A 16,598-nucleotide genomic window follows, 5' to 3' on the forward strand; every position below is an offset into this window, starting at 1 on the left:
TTAAATTCGCTTTTATTACTTGTTGTTTACTAATTCCTTAAGACCCTTACCAGCCTTGAATACTGGTGCCTTAGAAGCTGGTATTTCTATAACTTCTTCTGGCTTTCTAGGGTTTCTTCCTGATCTAGCTGCTCTTTCTCTAGTTTCGAAAGTACCGAATCCTACTAACTGAACCTTATCTCCAGCTACTAGAGTTTCTTCAACAACCTTCATGAATGCATTTAATGCTAATTCACTTTCCTTCTTTGTTAAATTACTCTTTTCTGACATCTTTGCAACTAATTCTGCCTTGTTCACAATAACTACCTCCTATATTTATAATTTCACAATAAAAAATGTAACTCACTTTCTAGTTAACAACATTATTATACATAACTTTTGTTCATTTTTCAATATTTTTATACAAATAATTTGTATTTTTTATCTTTTTTTTACAATTTTCAACTCAAATCCTAGTTTATTCAGCCTCAAAATAGGAAAAATATGCCATATCAGATAGTTCATCCAGGTCAAAATAGCCTTCCCTGCTTCCCTCTTTAGCCATAAGGGTCAGGGCATATAGAAGGTCAGATAAGTCTTCTAACATAAGTTCAAAGTCAGAATCAAGGTCTTTTTTGGCCTTTTGACAAACTGCAAGCATCCTATTGAGTATAACTTCATAAGAGTCTTTCATATCTTTATCTAATTCAAGACCAGCCTTAAGGAGTTTTACTTCCAGCCTTTCTAACATCTCACCAAGGTCCTGACTTTCTAATCCCCTTATTATATCCTCAAGAGCCCTGTATTTCCTTCCCTGACCTGGCCTTCCATCAGACCTTGGTATATATACACTGGTCAAGTGGTCAAAGTCATTGGCTTGACTATCCAGGTCGTACAAGGCTAGCCTTGTCTTTCTTTCTAGCCCCTTAATACCTGCGCCACTGACTATCCATACCTCTTGGTCGTCCTGGTAGTAGTCCATTAGTACCAACTTTACATTAGAGGCTATATACCTATCATAGACCTGGGTAACTATTATATTAGCCCGGTCATCCAGATTAACCTTGTCTATAGTGAAGGCATCCAAGAGCCTAAAACCCTCTGCCGGATCAAAGCCCAGATAATTATACATGGCATCTATAAAGCTCATGGAAGGTATGATTTCTATACCTACCCCTTCTTCCAGGGCATATTTTTCAACTAGCCCCACCGTAGATTCAGCTACCCTAGGGTGGCCTGGTACAGCATAAACTATATCTGTATCCCTGGCCAGGTTGATAAGCTCCCTGGCTATAGACTCATAAACTTGCTCAAAGTCTTCCTTACTATCATAGTATTGGTCAAAAGACCTATATCCTATATCCAAAAGGTCTACTATGGGATGTTTTTCGGTCCTCAGGTAGACTGGCCTACCAGACTTCAAGAGCTCCATGGCCCCATGACTTATCTGTGATATATCTCCAGCACCTAAACCTACTATACTAAGAGCCATAAACCTAACCCCTTATCAACCTATATTTTTTCAACTTAGCAAGCAACTTGTTACCCTTTGGCATGGCTAGGATTTCTTCCTGGGTAATACCTCCAAATCCCAGGATACCAAATACATATACTAGACCACCTATAGAAATAGCTATCAAGGTAGCTATCTTAGTATTCAAGAAAATTGCCATTCCTATATATGATAGCCTGGCTGCTACAAACATTAGCATAACCACTAAAAGTGGCTTTATAAAGAATTCCATCTGGTTGAACTGTAACTTTAGCGACTTTTTTATATATACGTATTCAATGGCCGCAGCTATCACATAGGATACAAGGGTACCAAAGGCTGAACCCAAGATATTTATCGATGGTATGGCTGTCAATACATAACTTACTACTATCTTACCTACTATACCACATAGAAGGGCTACAACTGGAACCATCGGCTTGCCCATCCCCTGTAATATACCATTAAATGTATATAGTAGACCAAGGAAAATGCAGGCTGGTGATAGGGTAAACAAGATCATACCTAGGGTAACTCCCGTCTGTTTTGGGAATAATAGGGCCATTATCGGTGTAGACAATGAAGCCAAACCAAAGGCACATGGTAATAGAAGTAAAAGGGTAATCTTTATAGCCAGCTTGGCATTATGTCTGGCCTGGTTGTAGTCCTTCAAGGCATATGATTCTGAAATAGCCGGCACCAAACTCATACCTATAGCTGTAGTAAAGACCATTGGCATGGCTATAATCGGCATAGACATACCCGTCAACTGGCCAAAAAGTGAGTTGGCAGACAATAGGGTATAACCGGCAACCTTAAGCCTCATTATGACTATAACTGAGTCAACCACATTTACCAAAGGCATTATACATGCTCCTATACTTATAGGAAGAACTACCCAAAGTATATTTTCTACTATCTCACCCATAGGCTTCTTCACATAGCCTACACTCTCAGAAATCATAGTTTTTCTCTTCTTTGTGTCCTTTAGGTATACTAGGACCAAGAACAAGAAGGATGCAAAGGCACCTATGGTCGCACCTGATATACCTCCTGCAGCACCCATCTTAGGCCCAAACTGCTTCATAAGTACATAGGCCAAGCCAAGTCCTAGGAAGACCCTAAATACCTGTTCAAATATCTGTGATATTGCTATCCTGCTCATCTGTTGGTAACCCTGGTAGTAACCACGGTAGGCAGACATTGACGGTACAATCAACAAGGCAGGGGCAATGGCCCTCATGGCCGTAACTGCACTTGGATTGTGTTGGACATTGCTAACTATAAAGTCCGCCCCAAAGAATAGGATTATAAACATGACAAGACCCGTAGCAAAAAGCATTATATGGGTTATCTTAAATATTTCGTTGGCCCCCTTATGGTTGCCTAGGGCCACCTGTTCAGAGACCAACTTGGCTATAGCAGTTGGAAAACCGGCTGTAGCCAGGGTTAAAAACAAGGCATATACCGGGTAGGCTGTCTGGTAGTAGCCCATACCCTCAGACCCTATCAAGGAGCCTAGAGGTATTCTAAATACTGCTCCCAATAGCTTGATTATTACTCCTGCCGCCCCCAGTATCAGGGTTCCCTTAATAAATTTATTACCTTTTTTTTCTTGTGCTCCCATTATTTCCTCCATCTACTTAATTGTCTATACTCATCAAAGTCCGTAAATCTCCTAGATACATAATCTCTGTTCAAATTTACCTGTAATCAAATACTTACTCATAGTAATTCAACCTATATTATATCATAGATTATTGATTTATCTTTAACTGTCTAAAAAACTTTTTTAAAATATATAGCCTTTGGAAAAACAAACACAAGAGAGGCCACCTTATCTAAAATGATTGGGTAGCCTCTTAATAATTTTCTTAGTCAATAAAGAGTCCAGACTTTTTAAGTCTTCTTTATTGCTTGTTAGTATATAAGCTTATTTCTTAGAGTCCTTTGAGTTTGAATCATTAGACTTGTTTGTATCAGTTGACTTTTTTTCATCAGTCTTCTTATCACTTGAAGTTTCAGTATCATCAAAAGGAATATCCTTTAACTTGTCTTCGTGTATTTCTGTCTTAGTTCCCTTTACTATCTCATCAACCAACTTCTTAATCTTTTCATTTATAAGACTTGTCTTTATTTTATCCTTGCTCTTTTCATAGTCTGCCTTTACCCTCTTATTTAACTTGATAATATGGTAACCAAACTGCGTTTCAACTATAGGAGATATTTCACCCTCCTTAAGGGCAAATGCCGCCTTTTCAAATTCAGAAACCATCTGGCCCTTACCAAATTCACCTAGGGCGCCACCTTTGGCAGCACTTCCTGGATCCTGAGAATTTTTCTTGGCTAATTCAGCAAAATCTGTACCTGACTTCAACTGCTTAAGTAGGTCTTCAGCCTTCTTCTTAGCCTCAGCCTTCTTTTCATCTGAAAGAGGCTTGTTATTATCATCAACAGTCTTGATTAAGATATGAGAAGCATCTAGCTTATCTCCTTCTGTTTCAAACTTAGCCTTTACCTCCTCCTCTGTAGGCATTGCCTTCTTCTGTAAGAAGTTTAATAGGCTTGTCATTGTAGCCGCCTGTTCAGAATACTTGTCCATGAAGGCCTGGTCTATTCCTGCCTTCTCAAACTTTTCCTTAGCCTTGGCATTTTCAAAAGCTTCCTTGTTCTTTTTCTTGTACTGGCTTAGGACTTTTTCATCTGGCTTTACATTATTTTTTTCTGCATAGCTTAGGTATACCCTAGACTTAACCATAGACTGAAGAACATTCTTCTTAACAGTTTCCTGATATTCCTTGTTCTGAGACTTCATCTGGTCCCAAATTTTGTCACCATACTGCATCTCATACATCAACTTTGTAAACTTTAGCTGCTCTATGTACTCCTTCTTTGAGATACCCTTTCCGTCTACAGACGCTACATCATCACTTGAACACGCCACTGTAGATAATCCCACTACTGCAGCCAATAAAATTGCTAATACTTTTTTCAAAATTACATCCTCCTAATTTATAATTTTATCTATATTTTGACAGAAACCCTCTAACATGACCAATAACTCCTCTACTATTTCTGTACTGCCGACCTCCTTGGTCTCGTACTTGGTAAGTGGTGCTAGGTCTATAGTGGAACCTGTCTGTTTAACTTTTTCTATCTTTAACTTTCTACAGAGTACCTTGGCATAGGCTATCTTTAAAAGAGTCTGAGTTTCCCTAGGTATATCTGAAAACCTATCTTCCAGCTCTTCCTCTACTTCATACATGTCTTCCTTGCTATCAATGGCTGCAATCTTCTTGTACATTTCCAACTTGATCATTTCATCTTCTATGTAGCTAGATGGTATAAAGGCATTGACTGTTAGGTCTATTTCTACATCAAGGCTTTCCTCAACCTCTTGTCCCTTGACCTTGGCTATGGCCTGGTTGAGCATTTTTACATAGAGTTCATAACCAATAACAGCCATATGGCCATGCTGTTGGGCACCTAGAACATCTCCTGCCCCTCTTATTTCAAGGTCTCGCATAGCAACCTTAAAGCCGGAACCAAACTCTGTAAATTCCTTGATGGCCTTTAACCTCTTTTCAGCAACCTCGCTTAGTACCTTATTTCTCTCATACATCAAGTAGGCATACCCCTGTCTAGTAGACCTGCCTACCCTACCCCTTAGCTGGTAGAGCTGGGACAAGCCCATCTTGTCTGCATCGTATATTATCATGGTATTGGCATTGGCTATATCCATTCCTGTCTCTATAATTGTTGTACAGACTAAGACATCAAATTCCTTAGACAAAAAGGACAAAATCGTGTTTTCTAACTGGTTAGATGACATTCTTCCATGGGCAACTCCCACCTTGGCATCTGGGACTAGCCTCCTAATCCTGGCCGCCATTTCATCTATACCCTCTACCCTATTATATACAAAGAAAACCTGACCAGCCCTGGTCAACTCCCTCTGAATTTCATCCTGGATAATACTGTCCTTGGCCTCTGTAACATAGGTCATGACTGGATACCTCTCCTGTGGAGGTTCCTCTATAATCGACATATCCCTTATACCACTCAAGGACATGTGTAGGGTCCTTGGTATAGGTGTGGCCGATAGGGTTAAGACATCTACATTGGCCTTCATCTTCTTGAGAGACTCCTTGTGTCTTACACCAAACCTCTGCTCCTCATCAACAACTACCAGGCCTAACTTCGGCATATCTATATCCTTAGACACTATCCTGTGGGTTCCAATTAATACATCAACTAGACCCTTTTTTGCATCTTTGATTATATCCTTCTGTTGCTTGGCCGTCTTGAACCTAGACAAGACCTCTACCCTCATAGGGTATTCTTCAAATCTCTCCACAAAGGTGTTGTAGTGCTGTTGGGCCAAGATGGTAGTTGGCACCAAGACTGCTACCTGCTTGCCGTCCATGACTGCCTTGAATATTGCCCTGATGGCTACCTCTGTCTTTCCGTAACCTACGTCACCACATATCAACCTATCCATGGCTTTACTAGACTCCATATCCTTCTTGGTATCCTTAATGGCCTTTAGCTGGTCATCAGTCTCTTGGAAAGGAAACTTTTCTTCAAATTCGCCCTGCCATATGGTATCCTTAGAAAACTTATAGCCCTTTCTTGCCTCACGCTTAGCATAAAGGTCTATCAGTTCCTTGGTCATATCCTCGATTTCCTTCTTGACCCTGTGCTTGGCCTTGGACCAGTCATGACTGCCTAATTTATTTAATTTGACCCTCTCTACATCTCCACCTATATATTTCTGGACCTTGTCCATCTGGTCTATAGGTACATAGAGGTTGTCACCACCCTGGTATACAATTTTTAAGTAGTCCCTCTTGATATTGTTGACAGTGATTTGTTCAATGCCGGTATACTTACCGACACCACTATTTTCATGGACTACATAGTCTCCAACCTTTAGGTCCAAGAAAGAATCTATCTTTGAAGAATTGGCCTTCTTCTTTTTCTTGGACTTGGACTTCTTGCCCTGTTTGTTGGCTCCCAACATCTCCCTATCTGTGATTACCTGGAACTTGATAGAAGGATATTGAAATCCCTGGCCTATATTGGCTGCCAAGACAACCACCTGGGATGTCTTTATCTCCAAGTCCCTCTTGGAAGTATAGATGTTATCTATATCATTGTCATTTAACATATTTGATAGTTTTTTTGCCCTATCATTAGTGGCAGCAGCTATAACCAGCTTGTAGCCAGCATGCCTCAACCTCTTTACATCCTCTACAAACATGTCTATCCTACCACTGTAGCTAGGTACTTCCCTGGTATCAATGCTAAAGTCATGTTGGATATTCATATCATTGACAGGCTTGTTTAGTAGAGAATTTACTATCAGCTTCCTATCACCCATCCAGTAAATCGAATCACTTAAGGAATAGAGTAATTTGCCCTGACCCTTAATAGCCAGACCTCTTTCAAGGTTTAGCATATACTTGTCCTTAAATTCTGAATGGATATTTTTAAACCTCTCCCTGTACCTGGATATATCGTCTATAAATATAAGGGCATCATCTTCCAGATACTCAAAAAGACTCTTGTCCTGGCCCTCATACATATAGTCTATATAGTTTTCCAGACCATCAAAATATTCCTTGGCCCCTATTTTTTCTATATTCCTAAATACATCTGAGTCTGTTATATCACTTAGGTCTGCCCTGATTTTTTCCACGGCCATACCTACATTATCAGGGTATATAAAGTCCCTGGATGGGGTAATTGTCACAGACTTGAACTTGTCAATCGACTTTTGTGAGTATATATCAAATTCCCTAATAGAGTCTATCTCATCATCAAAAAATTCTAACCTCAGTGGGAAGTTATACATAAGGGTAAATACATCTATTATGCCACCCCTCATACTAAACTGGCCAAATCCTTCAACCTTACCGACCCTCTGATAGCCAAGATCTACTAATTTCCTAGCAAGGTCCTGCATATCCATGCTTTGACCCACCTTTAGTTTGAATATATTGTCCAGGATTATCTTTTTGGGAACATACTTCCTTGTGATAGCCTCTACTGAAGTAACCAGGATTATCTTTTCCTTCTTCAGTAGTCTCAATATGGTTTTCAGGTTTCTAGCATCCGCCTTCCTATCTCTGGCATCCAGGTGGTAAAATAGGATGTCGGTCGTAGTCAAGAATTCAACCTTCTTATTTAGGTAAACACTTAATTCATCATATATTTTTTTTGCTTCATACTCTGTATTAGCTATATACATGACCTGCCTGGAGCTATCCTTGAATATAGAATATACCATATTAGGCTTACTCACTGGTAACAGGCCACTTATATGTATATTCCCCTCTCCATTTATGGCAGATAGTATACCGCTATAGTCCTTGTCATTTTTCAAGGGGTATATTAGTACGTCTTCCATTTATCTCAACACCACACTTTAACCGTTATACTTGTTCATGGCCATATCTATATCAGTCCTAATGATTTCTTCGACAGTCTTAACTGCCTTTTCTAGGCCTGACTTCATATCTTCAGCCTGGTCCTTGGAAACCCTAGATAAGACAAAGTCAGCCAAATCCCTATTTGGGTCAGGCCTTGATACGCCTACCCTAACCCTTGGAAATTCCTGAGATCCCAGACACTTGATTATCGATTTCATACCATTGTGGGAACCAGCACTCCCCTTTTTCCTAATCCTCAGCTTGCCTATATCCAGGTCAATATCATCATATACTACAATTAGGTGGTCCATATCCACCTTATAAAACTGAAATACGCTCTGGACAGATTCGCCACTTAGGTTCATATAGGTCTGTGGCTTTACCAAAACCACCTTTTCGCTGCCTATCCTCCCCTCGCCTATCAAGGCCTTGTGCTTTATCTTATCAATCTTTATACCGTATTCCTCTGCCAAGATATCCAAGGCATCAAAACCGGCATTGTGTCTAGTATGCTCATATTTTTTGCCTGGATTACCTAGCCCCACTATTATATACATTTTTTCTTAATCCTTCCTAAATAAGTTTAATTACTTCATATGTAACTATAAATCCAATAGAAATAAACGGAGTGAAAGCTATCAAACCGTCCCTTTTTCCAGTATTTATCCCATTTATCAAAATTACTACACAGTAAAGGCCAGCACTTATAAAGGACATGAAAAATACCATCAGAGAGTCCATCCACCCACCCATGGTCCCAACCATGGCAAATACCAGGACGTCTCCCATTCCTATCCCCTTGGTCAACCTATAAAGACCATAAGACAGACCAACTAGTAGCATTAAGCCTATTATATTATTATAAAGCAATAAGCCAATTTTATCTACATCATTTACCTTATCAAGTAAAATTTCCAATATTTTCAAACCTAGTATAAGTTGACTAACCAGGGTTCCTCCCACCACATCTATATCAAATACCCATCTAGTCCTAGCATCAACTATGGATATACTTATCAAAAAAGGCACCATAAAAATAATCCTGCAGTTATACAAGAAGTCTTCTACAGGCCCATAGTAGCTATTATATAGGATGAATAAAGAGATAAGGCCAAATAGGCATATTCTTTCTTGTAACCCTGTGTCAATCCCCTTGTCCTCTAGGAGATAAATTGTTAATATAGCCAGCAATAGGCAGGTCAGCCCAGAATACACTAGTCCCATAGTCCATAACCCTCCCTGGTCCTGCCCCTCTTTTTCATAAGGTAGTCCTGGTCAAGGGCATGGTCTAGGAGGCTGTCTAGGTCTATCAGGTTAGAATCATAAAGGGCCAACAGGTTTTCATCCATAGACTCCATCCCCCTAGACTTGTTTGTAAGTATATAGTTGGCAAGTTGGTCTGTCTTGGACTCTTTTAATATATTGGCAGTAGACTTGTCACAGAAGAGGACCTCCACCACCAATTTTCTCCCCTCTTTTGTTTGTATCAATTGTTGGGATACTACCCCCCTCAAGACCATGGCCAATTGGGACCTTACCTTACCCTGGTCAGCTGGGTCAAACATATCTATGAGTCTTTCTACACTTGCCCCTGCCCCCAAGGTGTGGAGGGTGCAAAAACACAGGTGACCTGTCTCTGCCGCCCTCATGGCTATCTTTACTGTCTCCTCATCCCTAACTTCTCCTATCACTATCACATCTGGGTCCTGCCTCAGGGAATACTTGAGGGCATTTTCAAGGGAGGTTGAATCCATACCCAACTCCCTCTGGCTAATGACAGACTTCTTGTCCTCATAGTAGTACTCTATGGGGTCTTCTATGCAGATTATATGTTTTGAAAAATTCCTGTTGATATAATCTACTATGGCTGCCAGGCTACTGGACTTTCCTGACCCTGTAGGTCCCGTTATTAGGACCAGGCCACTTGACATCCTGGCAAAGTCAGTAACAATACCAGGTAGGCCCAGGTCTTCAGGGGTCCTGATATGGCTATTAATTTTTCTTAGGACTAGGCCTAGGCCTGACCTCTGCATAAATAGGTTGCCCCTAAACCTTAAGACCCCTATCTCCACCGAAAAATCAACTTCACCCCTGGTTTTAAGCCTGTCTAAGATATCCTTGCGCCCGACACCCTCCATAAATTCTACTATATCACTATGGGATATCATCTTGTCTGTTTTTACTATATTTCCAGCCTGCCTCAAAGCCAGATTTTTTCCCTCCCTTATATGTATATCCGAATAGTCTACATTATCTAAGTTCCTTATATAGTCTAGCATTTTAGTTTCCTCCTCATTATTTGCACATAGGTTACTTTTAATCTTATGTACAAAAGGAGCAAAATTAGCAAGTTATAGTCAGATTTATAATTTTCCATCCAATCTTAATTTTTTCCAACAAAAAAACTCAAGCTAACTTGAGTTTTTCTGTTGTTGTTATGAATTTTTATATTTCAAAAATAAACTGATACTAGAACAGCTTACTTACTGAATCACAAGTATAAATCCTGTTAATAGCATCTGCAAATACACCTGCTACTGACATGACTTTAATCTTATCTATCTTCTTTTCTTCTGGAAGTTCTATAGTATCAAGAACTATCAATTCTTTAATTTCTGAGCTTTCTATTCTTTCAATAGCCGGACCGGATAATACACCATGTGTACAACAAGCATATACATCCTTAGCACCAAATTTCTTAAGGGCATTTGCTGCATTTACTATTGTTCCTGCAGTATCTATCATATCGTCAAGTAGGATTACATTCTTACCCTTTACTTCACCGATAATATTCATTACCTCACTTACATTTGGCTTAGGTCTTCTCTTGTCAATTATTGCAATCGGCACTTCCTTGCTAATGTTGTTGGCAAACTTTCTAGACCTTGTAACACTACCCAGGTCTGGTGATACAACTACCAGGTCATCGATTGACAGCTTCTTTGAGAAATAGTCAGCCAATATCTTTCCACCTAATAGGTGGTCAACTGGTATGTCAAAGTAACCCTGGATCTGACCTGCATGTAGGTCCATAGTAAGGACTCTGTCTGCTCCTGCTGCTGTAATCAAGTTGGCTACTAGCTTAGCAGTAATTGGGTCTCTTGCCTTAGCCTTTCTATCCTGTCTAGCATATCCATAGTATGGAATAACTGCTGCAACAGTTCCTACAGATGCTCTCTTAAGGGCATCTATCAATATTAATAGTTCCATCAAATTGTTATTTACAGGACTATTTGTAGACTGGATAACGAAAACGTCGCATCCTCTAATAGTCTCATTTATTGTAACGGCTATTTCACCATCACTAAATGTATTAACCTGACAATCAACTAGTTCTAGTCCTAGCTTACCCGCAATCTTGGCAGCTAACTCCTTAGACGCGTTACCAGCTATAAGCTTCATCTTATGGCTATTGTAACAACTCATAATACACAAACCTCCTAAAAAGTAATACTTAACTTATTTTTTACACTCTATTCTAATTATAACATATTATTTACCTTTATTCATCTATTTTTGCCTATCTTATTTATCTTTCTTTACAGAGTTTTCCGCGTCTCTTTTCCTCTTTTTTTCTACCCAGCCTACCTTTAATTCTTGTCTCTGTCTAGCTATCGCCAGGCAACCAACCGGTATATCATCAGTGATAGTAGAACCTGTAGCTATAAAGGTATCCTCTTCCACAATTACCGGAGCTACCAGGTTTGAATTTGATCCTACAAAGGCATTATCCTTTACTATAGACCTAAACTTGTTCTTTCCATCATAGTTTACAAAGACAACTCCACAACCTATGTTTACATTCTTGCCAACCTCAGCATCACCTATGTATGAAAGATGAGATGCCTTTGAACCGTCACCAAAGCTAGCATTTTTGACCTCAACGAAGTCTCCTATCTTACAGTTATTGCCTATATCTGCCTTTGGTCTTAGGTAGGCAAATGGTCCTACATTAGTATTGTCACCAACCCTAGCATCGATTACTTCAGACTTCTTGACACTTGTATTATCACCTATTGTAGAATTTTCTATACTCGTATGTGGTCCTATCTTACAAGACGAACCTATCTTAGACCCCCTAGTCAGCATACAACCCGGTAGAACTATGGTATCACTTCCTATTTCAACATCTGCGTCTATATATGTAGATGCTACATCTATAATTGTTACACCATTTACCATATGCCTTTCATTGATCCTCTTTCTCATTGTAGCTTCAGCCTCTGATAATTGTAGCCTGGAGTTTACACCCATAAGTTCCTCTATAGTCGCACCTTGGTAGGCACCTGCTAGACCACCAGCATTCCTGATAAGTTCTATAGTATCAGGCAAATAGTATTCTCCCTGGGCATTGTTGTTGTCTACCTTGGCTAGGGATTCTTTTAAATACTTGCCATTAAAACAATAGATTCCTGAATTTATTTCCTTTACGGCCCTTTCCTGGTCATTGGCATCCTTCTGCTCAACTATCCTAAGTAATCTATCCTGGTCATCCCTGATAATCCTGCCATAACCTCTTGGGTCATCAACTGCCGTAGTCAATACAGACACTGCATAGCCACCCTCATCGTGGAAGGCAAAAAACTTCTCCAAGGTATCCGCTTCAATCAGTGGAGTATCTCCACACAAGACCATTATAGTATCGTCTAGACCCATATATTCATCAGCCATCATAACCGCATGACCTGTACCCAACTGTTCTGTCTGAACAGCTATCTTAACATCTTCTCCTACTGTAGCCCTTACTTCATCTATACCATGACCTAAGACAACTACTGTCTCGCCTACACCAGCAGACCTAGCTGCATCAATCACATGGTTTACCATTGCCTTACCACACACCTGGTGAACTACCTTAGGGTGAATAGACTTCATCCTAGTACCCTTGCCAGCCGCTAATATTATTGCCTTTTTCATATCCTATCCTCCGTCACTTTTAGTTAATAAAATTATTATATCATATATTGGGCATTTTTCATCTCAATTCTGGTAGATTTATTCTAAGACCAGGGCCCTTTGTCCCATCTGCATATATAGTTTTGAAAATTCAAGGAAGTTAACCTTCCTATAACCCCTAATAGGGTCTATTATATTGACCATACCCTTGTCCACACCATTTACTACCACACAATGGAGGTTCTTGTAGAGTCTCTCTTCCTGTCCACTTACATCCCTGTATGTTCTGTCACTGTAGGCAGGGGCCTTGTCATCCAAGGTATACCATACAGCCACAGGTTTTTTCTTAAATATCACATAGTTAAGTAGGCCAAATGGGTTGGTTCCTGTTATATCCTTGGCCTGCCTTGACACACCCTGATTAGAAAAATAGGTATTGGCACAGGATGCTAGGGGACCTGGATAACAATAAAAGCCAGCCCTGCTGTAGGGACTACCTATATAGGCCTTGTTGGGGTCTCCATTACTGTAACCTGACTTGGCCAGGTAGGCCTCAAGGGTCTCATTGGATACATCAAAGCCCTCATAATTCATAAGCATCTCCAAAGATGTTACTTCACAACCATTTGGCATATTGGGGTATTGGTAGGCTGCCCTTACATTTAGATACCTGGTTGGAACCAGGTAAAAGGCTCCTCCTGCCACCATGACAAGAATTGCCAGGACTAGCAATTTTCTAATAAATTTCATCTTCTATATCACTCCTATTTACTTTAAAAATTTAAGGTTTTTGCATACTCACTTAGGTTTAGTCCTTGCATACCCTATTGGAGGTCTAAGTTTTACATCAGCCCACTGATAACCAGAGAACATCATATTTCCTTAGTAATTAATATATAGGATTCCTAAGAACTTAAAATCCAAGTATGCAGGTAAAATTTATCAAGTATATTTCTCTAGTCTATACCCCCTATATAAATTAAAGCTTAATCGGATAATTTTTTTCAACATAATAGCGTCCCAAATGCCCTTGTCAAATAAGCAAAAGCAAGTGGAACGCCCATAAACTTTTATTTTTTGTATTTTATAAATTCTGACCCTTCCCCTATAAAGCCGTTCAAACTAGTCCTGAGGGTGGTATTCAGAGTTAAATGTCTTTAGGTTAGGATATACTATTACCTCATTATTTGCAGTGTCTAACTCCAATAGTGAAATATAGTTAGAAACCAGCTTGTTTTCAGGATGGATAGTTGAGATAAATACTCCAGTCCCCACCACCTCGGCATCAAATTCCTTCATCAGTTCAGTCATACCCTTGATAGTACCGCCACCACGCATGAAATCATCTATTATTATAACCTTGCTACCTGGCTTTAAGGCCTTACTTGGAAGACTCATTGTCTCTATCTTTGAAGATGAACCTGTCACATAAGTCATGCTAATTGTTGGTCCTTCAGATACCTTGGTATTCTTCCTGATTATTACAAGTGGTAGGTTCATAGCCTTGGCAGTCATAAGGGCCATAGGTATACCCTTAGTCTCCATGGTAACTACACAGTCAGCCTGGCTATAGTCTATATTAGAGGCAAATATCTCACCAATCTTGTAGACAACACTTGGATCATATATCAAGTCTATCAAGTATAAAAATCCACCTGACAGGATACGACCCTCTTCCTTTATCCTATCACACAACTGGTAAAGGAATTCTTCATTTTCTTCCTTAGATGTCTTAGGTATATACTTGACGCCACCAGCAGCCCCGGATATTGTCACTACCCTACCAAGCTGTAGTTTTTCAAATACATTTTTAACCACTATAAGGTCCTCACTAATAGTGGACTTGGCAGCATTAAACTGGCTAGTAAAAAAGCTTAGGGTAAAAATCTTGTTTGGGTTGTCAGATAGGATTTTTACAATGGCTCCAATACGCTCATTTCTTTTAAATTTGTTCATGATTCCTCCATTTCTATATAGTTATCTCTTCTTTTTCTTAAGTATTTCCTTAAATATTCACGGTAAACCTTATATAATAAACTTTCCTTATCGAACAATTTCTTTTAAACACATCAAACTAGCACACACATACCCTTTATGGTATAATGTAGCTATTGGAATAAAAACTTTATTTTATTTATAATATACATTATACGGTTTCTAATCTTGTTAAAAGCTTAAAAAACCAGATACATAGTGAACGTTCCTTAATTATAACATATAAAACGTTCATATTGTATATTTTAAACAAATATTTTTAGAGTTTTTTAAATAAGGAGAGGTGACACATACATGAACATACATTTTATCGGTATAGGTGGCATTAATATGAGTGCCCTGGCAGAAATTTGTCTAAACAAGGGATATAGGGTATCCGGTTCTGATGCCCAGGATTCCTACCTTCTAGACCATCTTAGGAGCCTAGGAGCTACTATATATGTTGGTCAGAAAAAGGAAAATATATCCAATGATATAAATATGGTAGTCTATACAGCTGCCATATCTGATGACAATGAAGAACTGGTAGAGGCCAAGAATAAGAACATTCTCTTGATAAACAGGGCTGCATTTTTAGGCCAGATAATGAGGGAATACAGGAATTCTATAGCAGTTGCAGGTACTCATGGTAAGACATCTACCACTAGTATCCTATCAACTATCTTTGACTATGCCCAGACTGACCCAACTGTATTGGTTGGTGGCAACCTTAGTACCATAGGTGGTAATGTTAGGATAGGAAACTCCAAGCACTTTATAACTGAAGCTTGCGAGTATGTTGATAGCTTCCTTAGCTTTAACCCCTTGATTGGAATTGTCTTGAATATTGAAGAGGACCACCTAGACTATTTTTCAGGCCTGGATGAAATCAAGGCTTCCTTCAACAAGTTTGGTAAACTCCTACCTCAAAGTGGTTACTTTATAATCAATGGTGATAACGAAAATACCAAGGACATAGTCTATGATGTCCGTGCTAATATAATCAGGTTTGGTCAGAACCCTGACAATGATGCCATCATATCTGATATCAGGTATGATGAGAATGGCTATGCCATATTCAACCTAAAATATAAGGGGGTAAACCTGGGAGGTTTCCACCTATCTGTGTACGGCCTACACAATATCTACAATGCTACAGCTGCTATCTTGGCCGCCATAGTATCGGATATAGACGTAGACACAATTAGAAAGTCAGTCTTAGAATACCACGGTGTTGGCAGGAGGTTTGAAAAGAAGGGCTATTATAATGATGCCCTGGTAATAGACGACTATGCCCACCACCCAACTGAAATCAAGGCTACCCTGGCTGCCGCAAAGAATTTAAGAGACAAGAAACTTTGGGTGGCCTTCCAGCCTCATACCTACTCTAGGACTAAGAGTCTGTTTAAGGAGTTTTCTGAAGCCTTCTATTCAGCAGACAAGGTCATAGTTACGGATATATATGCTGCCAGAGAAAAAGACCCTGGCGATATATCATCAAAAGACCTGGTCCAGAGCCTATACCAAAACAATGTTGACGCTATCTACCTGCCAACATTTGATGAAATAGTAGACTATATCAAGGACAAGTTGGGACCAAATGATGTCTTTATGACTTGTGGGGCAGGACCTATCAACAGGGTGGCAGAAGCCCTTTTAGAGCTTAAAGACAAGTAATCTTACTTTAAGGAATTATTTGTGGATTTTGCTATATATACAAGCCTAGTTAATATAGCAAATAGCTTTCTTGATAATGCTCAATCTAATAATCTTATACCCAAAAAACAAGGGTACGAATTAAAACCTTAACTTTAGGTTGTNTA

General features: G+C 39.4%; 13 protein-coding genes. 1 reads left to right on the plus strand and 12 read right to left on the minus strand.

Annotated elements, in window-relative coordinates:
- Positions 1-15: 15 nt before the first annotated feature.
- The 12 genes from HMPREF0634_RS05480 to purR all read right to left on the minus strand — a co-directional run bounded on the left by HMPREF0634_RS05480 (position 16) and on the right by purR (position 14,757).
- A complete protein-coding gene (locus HMPREF0634_RS05480; protein ID WP_007789649.1) occupies positions 16-297 on the minus strand; it encodes an HU family DNA-binding protein in 282 nt (93 codons plus the stop codon).
- Positions 298-457: 160 nt separating this feature from the next.
- On the minus strand, positions 458-1,471 hold the full coding sequence (locus HMPREF0634_RS05485) for an SAM-dependent methyltransferase (protein ID WP_007789677.1): 1,014 nt from the start codon (positions 1,469-1,471) through the stop codon (positions 458-460).
- Between the two features lie 4 nt (positions 1,472-1,475).
- Entirely contained in the window at positions 1,476-3,098 is a 1,623-nt protein-coding gene (locus HMPREF0634_RS05490) for a putative polysaccharide biosynthesis protein (RefSeq protein ID WP_007789741.1), read from the minus strand.
- 306 nt (positions 3,099-3,404) lie between these two features.
- Positions 3,405-4,466, minus strand: a complete 1,062-nt coding sequence (locus tag HMPREF0634_RS05495) for a peptidylprolyl isomerase (RefSeq protein ID WP_007789764.1) — start codon at positions 4,464-4,466, stop codon at positions 3,405-3,407.
- 12 nt (positions 4,467-4,478) lie between these two features.
- A complete protein-coding gene (mfd, locus tag HMPREF0634_RS05500; RefSeq protein WP_007789663.1) occupies positions 4,479-7,883 on the minus strand; it encodes a transcription-repair coupling factor in 3,405 nt (1,134 codons plus the stop codon).
- Positions 7,884-7,901: 18 nt separating this feature from the next.
- Positions 7,902-8,462 (minus strand): aminoacyl-tRNA hydrolase, encoded by a 561-nt coding sequence (pth, locus tag HMPREF0634_RS05505; protein WP_007789635.1) that lies wholly within the window; start codon positions 8,460-8,462, stop codon positions 7,902-7,904.
- A 16-nt stretch (positions 8,463-8,478) separates the two neighbouring features.
- A complete protein-coding gene (locus HMPREF0634_RS05510; RefSeq protein WP_007789758.1) occupies positions 8,479-9,129 on the minus strand; it encodes a prepilin peptidase in 651 nt (216 codons plus the stop codon).
- Positions 9,120-10,184: a type IV pilus twitching motility protein PilT gene (locus tag HMPREF0634_RS05515; RefSeq protein WP_007789688.1), complete on the minus strand. Its 1,065-nt coding sequence runs from the start codon at positions 10,182-10,184 to the stop codon at positions 9,120-9,122. Before HMPREF0634_RS05515 ends, HMPREF0634_RS05510 begins: the two co-directional genes overlap by 10 nt.
- 190 nt (positions 10,185-10,374) lie before the next feature.
- Positions 10,375-11,331: a ribose-phosphate diphosphokinase gene (locus HMPREF0634_RS05520; protein WP_007789733.1), complete on the minus strand. Its 957-nt coding sequence runs from the start codon at positions 11,329-11,331 to the stop codon at positions 10,375-10,377.
- 99 nt (positions 11,332-11,430) lie between these two features.
- Positions 11,431-12,822, minus strand: coding sequence for a bifunctional UDP-N-acetylglucosamine diphosphorylase/glucosamine-1-phosphate N-acetyltransferase GlmU (glmU, locus tag HMPREF0634_RS05525; protein ID WP_007789657.1), 1,392 nt, complete (start codon positions 12,820-12,822; stop codon positions 11,431-11,433).
- Positions 12,823-12,900: 78 nt separating this feature from the next.
- Entirely contained in the window at positions 12,901-13,551 is a 651-nt protein-coding gene (locus tag HMPREF0634_RS05530; protein ID WP_007789686.1) for a C39 family peptidase, read from the minus strand.
- A 372-nt stretch (positions 13,552-13,923) separates the two neighbouring features.
- Entirely contained in the window at positions 13,924-14,757 is an 834-nt protein-coding gene (gene purR / locus HMPREF0634_RS05535; RefSeq protein WP_007789735.1) for a pur operon repressor, read from the minus strand.
- A 333-nt stretch (positions 14,758-15,090) separates the two neighbouring features.
- Here purR and murC point away from each other — a divergent pair, with 333 nt between their 5' ends.
- Positions 15,091-16,452, plus strand: coding sequence for a UDP-N-acetylmuramate--L-alanine ligase (murC, locus tag HMPREF0634_RS05540; RefSeq protein WP_007789691.1), 1,362 nt, complete (start codon positions 15,091-15,093; stop codon positions 16,450-16,452).
- Positions 16,453-16,598 lie beyond the last annotated feature (146 nt).

It is taken from the genome of Peptostreptococcus stomatis DSM 17678, assembly GCF_000147675.1.
GTDB lineage: Bacteria > Bacillota > Clostridia > Peptostreptococcales > Peptostreptococcaceae > Peptostreptococcus > Peptostreptococcus stomatis.

Bases quoted from the DNA above. Each gene is read 5' to 3' on its own strand.
- HMPREF0634_RS05520 (WP_007789733.1), bottom strand. From the start codon at position 11,331: ATGAGTTGTTACAATAGCCATAAGATGAAGCTTATAGCTGGTAACGCG.
- HMPREF0634_RS05530 (WP_007789686.1), bottom strand. From the start codon at position 13,551: ATGAAATTTATTAGAAAATTGCTAGTCCTGGCAATTCTTGTCATGGTG.
- pth (WP_007789635.1), bottom strand. From the start codon at position 8,462: ATGTATATAATAGTGGGGCTAGGTAATCCAGGCAAAAAATATGAGCAT.
- murC (WP_007789691.1), top strand. From the start codon at position 15,091: ATGAACATACATTTTATCGGTATAGGTGGCATTAATATGAGTGCCCTG.
- HMPREF0634_RS05485 (WP_007789677.1), bottom strand. From the start codon at position 1,471: ATGGCTCTTAGTATAGTAGGTTTAGGTGCTGGAGATATATCACAGATA.
- glmU (WP_007789657.1), bottom strand. From the start codon at position 12,822: ATGAAAAAGGCAATAATATTAGCGGCTGGCAAGGGTACTAGGATGAAG.
- HMPREF0634_RS05515 (WP_007789688.1), bottom strand. From the start codon at position 10,184: ATGCTAGACTATATAAGGAACTTAGATAATGTAGACTATTCGGATATA.
- HMPREF0634_RS05490 (WP_007789741.1), bottom strand. From the start codon at position 3,098: ATGGGAGCACAAGAAAAAAAAGGTAATAAATTTATTAAGGGAACCCTG.
- HMPREF0634_RS05510 (WP_007789758.1), bottom strand. From the start codon at position 9,129: ATGGGACTAGTGTATTCTGGGCTGACCTGCCTATTGCTGGCTATATTA.
- purR (WP_007789735.1), bottom strand. From the start codon at position 14,757: ATGAACAAATTTAAAAGAAATGAGCGTATTGGAGCCATTGTAAAAATC.
- mfd (WP_007789663.1), bottom strand. From the start codon at position 7,883: ATGGAAGACGTACTAATATACCCCTTGAAAAATGACAAGGACTATAGC.